This window comes from Pseudactinotalea sp. (assembly GCF_048594945.1).
GTDB lineage: Bacteria > Actinomycetota > Actinomycetes > Actinomycetales > Beutenbergiaceae > Pseudactinotalea.
On the sequence record NZ_JBMDXJ010000166.1, the window covers coordinates 1 to 3,019 of the forward strand.

At 69.9% G+C, this 3,019-nt stretch carries 3 protein-coding genes; all 3 read right to left on the minus strand.

Features of this window, described 5'->3' with window-relative positions:
* Window positions 1–108 precede the first annotated feature (108 nt).
* Window positions 109–1,386 carry a multidrug effflux MFS transporter gene (locus ACOJSN_RS07500; RefSeq protein ID WP_420111882.1) on the minus strand — a complete coding sequence of 426 codons (1,278 nt, stop codon included), beginning with the start codon at window positions 1,384–1,386 and terminating at the stop codon, window positions 109–111.
* Window positions 1,387–1,554: 168 nt separating this feature from the next.
* Window positions 1,555–2,136 (minus strand): HhH-GPD-type base excision DNA repair protein, encoded by a 582-nt coding sequence (locus ACOJSN_RS07505; protein WP_420111883.1) that lies wholly within the window; start codon window positions 2,134–2,136, stop codon window positions 1,555–1,557.
* A gap of 74 nt (window positions 2,137–2,210) precedes the next feature.
* Window positions 2,211–3,019, minus strand: an 809-nt coding sequence (locus ACOJSN_RS07510) for a hypothetical protein (protein ID WP_420111884.1), incomplete at its 5' end; no start/stop codon positions are given.

Below are 3,019 nucleotides of genomic sequence, written 5' to 3' on the forward strand. Positions count from 1 at the left end.
GACAGCGCCGCGAGCTGGGCGGCTGCCTGCGAGAGGGAGCGGACGTCGTCGGGAGTCACGGGCCCACACGCTAACGAGCCCAGGCGGCTCCGGGCGAGCCGTTTGCGCTCAGGCGAGCGAGGTCGCCCAACCACCGCGGCGGTACGCACCGGTGGAGATCACCACGAGGAAGGACACCACCGCGGAACCGAGGATCACGGTGCCCATCGCGGCGGTGGTGCCGCCGAGCACCAGCACGAGCGGCGCCACCAGAGCGGCCACACCGGACTGCGACACCCCGATGAGGGCGGCCGCCGAACCCGCGCGCTCACCGTGCCGCTGCAGCGCGAGGGCCGAGGCGTTCGGCGAGACCATCGACGCGACCGCGAACATCAGCCACATCGGCACGATCAGCCCAGGCAGGCCGCCGAACCCCGTGACGGTCACGAGGAACACTGCCAAGGCGAGCACCATCACGGCGGGGGTCGCCAGGCGCAACAGCCGGATCGGCGAGAACTTCCGCACCAGCGCCGCGTTGACCTGGGCACCGACCACCAGTCCGAGGCCGACCAGCGCGAACAGCAGCGCGAACTGGCTCTCGGTCAGGCCGTAGCCCACCCGGATCACGAACGGTGAGGCCGCCACGTACGAGAAGATCGCGGCCATCGTCAGTCCGGGCAGCAGTGCGAGCGCGATGAACGTGCGGTCCCGCACGAGCACCTTGTAGGAGGACGTGACCTCGCGGGTGCTAGTCAGGCGCTGGGTGGGCGGCAGCGTCTCGGGCATGAACTTCCACACGATGGCCAGCAGCGCCACGCCGAACAACGCCAGGAACGCGAACACCGCGCGCCAGCCCCACACCTGAGCGATCACGCCGCCGATCGTGGGGGCGAGCATCGGGGCCACGCCGATCACCAACATCAGTCGCGACAGCACCGCGGACGCCTCGGAGCCGGTCAACCGGTCGCGGATGATCGCCATCGCGGTCACACCGGCAGCGGCGTTGCCCACGCCCTGGATGATGCGCAGGCCGATCAGCGGGACCACGTCCATCACGGCGATGCAGGCCAGCGAGGCCACGATGTGCACCAGCAGCCCGATCATCACCGGTGCCCGGCGACCGAACCTGTCCGACAGCGGGCCGATGATGAACTGTCCCAGCGCGCCACCGATGAGGGTGGCGGTGATCGTGAACTGCGCGCTCGCCTCGGTGGTGGCGAGGTCGCGCGCCACCTCGGGCAACGAGGGCAGGTAGGTGTCGGTCGTGAAGGCGCCGATCGCGCACATCGACCCCAGCAGCAGAACCAGTTTGAAGGTCCACATCTTGCTGCGGGGGGCGACGGCGTCGACAGGTGCGACCTCGGTGGGCTCGGTGGAGGTGGCGGGGCGGGCGGAGATCGTCGTCATGCGGGCTGCTGCTTCTACGAGTCGAAACGTTTCGTGTCGCCGACGATTGTCGCAGTCTCACGGCCATCTGGTCGAATCGATACGACCCGGCGCGCCGTGGATTCACATGATGTTCACGAGCGGTGTGTGCGCGGTCTCCATCCGCGCCGCCTCGCCGCTCCTGCGCGGTCAGCCCTTCGCTGCGCGCGCGGCCGCCTTCGCGGCCTTCTTGTACTCGCGCACCTTGGTGAGCGAGGCGCCATCGACGATGTCAGCGACCGACCGGTAGCTGCCCTCGGTGCCGTAGTCGCCCGCGGCCTCACGCCATCCCGGGGCCTGCAGACCGACCTGCTTGCCGAGCAGCGCCAGGAAGATCCGCGCCTTCTGGTCACCGAAACCGGGCAGCGCCTTCAGGCGCTTCAGCACCTCTCGACCATCCGGGGACCCAGCCGTCCAGATCTGGGAGGCATCGCCGTCGTACGTCTCGGCGACCACCGCGCACAGGGCCTGGATGCGGCCGGCCATCGAGCCCGGGAACCGGTGCACGGCAGGCGGCGTCGCGCAGATCGCCGCGAACTCTTCCGGATCCATCGCGGCGATGGCGGCCGCATCGAGACCGCCCAGGCGCTCCACGAGCTTGCGAGGCCCGGCGAATGCGGCCTCCATCGTGACCTGCTGGTCGAGGAGCATCCCGAGCAGCAGCGCCAGCGGATCGTCGGAGAGCAGCCGGTCGGCCTCGGCGTCACCGGTCAGGTGCAGGTCCAGTCCCATGGGAGTCATCGTCCCACGCACCGACGGCCACCGTCAGGACCCCTCCGGTCCGCCGGTGGCCGTCGGGGCCCCGGTCAGCTCAGGTCGAGCGACACCGGGTCGGTGGCGTCGAGCAGGTGGACACCCTCACCGTCGAGCGCCACGGCCACGACCACCACGTCATAGATCCCGGCTGCCATCGGCTCCGGACTGTTCTCGCTCCCGCAGGCTAAGAGCTCGGAGCCGACGTCGAGCGGGATCGTCGCGCCGGCTGTGGCCGAGACCGTGGTTGCGGTGTCGCTGCCTGGCTCCCAGTTGACGATCTCACCGTCCATGAGCACCAGCACCGTGGTGAAGACGAGCGCGTCGACCGGGCCACCCGTGCTGAGCGAGGCGCGACCGTCGATCGGTTCCGAGGCGGCCCGGGGCGAGCGGATGTCGTCGAGCAGCGCCAGCTCGTATCCGGTGCTCACGTCCGGGTTCGTCCATTCCTGACCGCACTCGAGATCCACGACCGCGGTCCCCGGCGGGACGATCGGCGTGATCTCGCTCTCGCCGCCACCCACCGTGATGTCCCAGGGCCCACCCTGGGCCTGCTCCATGTCACCGAAGTCACCTTCAGCGTTGGTGAACGTGATCGTGGCGTAGGCCCGGTAGTCCCCCGCAGGGAGCCAGTCACTGTTCTCGCAGCCGTGCGTCATCGGGATGCCGGTCTCGAGGGTCTCGCCTGGCGCGACGCCCATCCAGAACGGCCCCTCGGCGCCGAAGAAGATCGGGTCGTCGGGGTCCGGCGCGGCGACGACGTTGCCCTCGCCGTCGACGACCACAAGCTGCATCATCGCGATCTGCCCCTGCACCAGCTCGTCACCGTTGTTGGTGACGGTGGCCATCCAGCCGCCGCCGT

Bases quoted from the DNA above. Each gene is read 5' to 3' on its own strand.
- ACOJSN_RS07500 (WP_420111882.1), bottom strand. From the start codon at position 1,386: ATGACGACGATCTCCGCCCGCCCCGCCACCTCCACCGAGCCCACCGAG.
- ACOJSN_RS07505 (WP_420111883.1), bottom strand. From the start codon at position 2,136: ATGGGACTGGACCTGCACCTGACCGGTGACGCCGAGGCCGACCGGCTG.